The organism is Arhodomonas sp. KWT, from assembly GCF_010993615.1.
In genome coordinates this window covers 1-885 of sequence record NZ_WNXE01000692.1, presented here as the reverse complement: position 1 = coordinate 885, position 885 = coordinate 1, and the positions used below count along the sequence as shown (strand labels likewise).

Here is an 885-nt window from a genome sequence, read left to right as displayed (position 1 = left end):
ACACCCTCTACGCCTCCCACGCCCTGTGGACCTCCCGCGAGGCGTTTGAGGCGTGGACGCATTCGGAGGCCTTCCGCGCCGCCCACCGCAATGCGGGCAGGAATGCCCACGTGTACCTGGAGGGGCCGCGGTTCGAGGGCTTCGAGGTGGTCCAGCGGATGGGCCCCGCCGACGCCGGCACGGAGTCGGCGTAGGCGGGGCGGGCGCGCTCAGGGCAGCAGGATGGTGGAGCCGGTGGTGCGCCGGGCCTCGAGGTCGCGGTGCGCACCGGCGGCGTCGCCCAGCGCGAAGCGCTGGTTGACCTCGATGCGCACAGCGCCCCGGGTGACCACGTCGAAGATCTCGGCCGTGCTCGCGAGGAGGTCCTCGCGCCGGGCCATGTAGGTGAACAGCGTCGGCCGCGTGAGGAACAGTGAGCCCTTCTGCGCGAGGATGCCGGGGTCCAGCGGCGGCACGGAGCCCGAGGACTGGCCGAAGCTCGCCATCGTGCCCATGGGCCGGAGGCAGTCCAGAGACCCCATGAAGGTGTCCTGGCCCACGGAGTCGTAGACCGCGGCGACGCCGGCGCCCCCGGTGATCTCGCGTACCCGCTCGACGAAGTCCTCCTCGCGGTAGTTCACCGGGTAATGGCAGCCGTGTGCCTGTGCCAGGGCCGCCTTGTCGGCACTGCCGACAGTGCCGATCACGGTGGCGCCGAGGTGGTGGGCCCACTGGCACGCGATCAGGCCGACGCCGCCGGCGGCGGCGTGCACCAGCACGGTGTCCCCCGGTTGCACCCGGTAGGTGCGGCGCAGCAGGTACTGCGCCGTGAGGCCCTTGAGCATCATTCCCGCCGCCTGCTCGTCGCTGATGGATTCCGGCAGCGCTACGAGCCGGTCGGCGGCG

The 885-nt window shown here is 72.2% G+C and carries 2 protein-coding genes; one reads left to right on the top strand and one right to left on the bottom strand.

What is annotated here, in order from left to right; genetic code table 11:
- The coding region (locus G7A99_RS21775; protein WP_163144038.1) for an antibiotic biosynthesis monooxygenase at positions 1-194 on the top strand (194 nt) is incomplete at its 5' end.
- A 15-nt stretch (positions 195-209) separates the two neighbouring features.
- On the opposite strand, the gene G7A99_RS21770 is transcribed toward G7A99_RS21775, so the two are convergent.
- The coding region (locus tag G7A99_RS21770; protein ID WP_163144036.1) for a quinone oxidoreductase at positions 210-885 on the bottom strand (676 nt) is incomplete at its 5' end.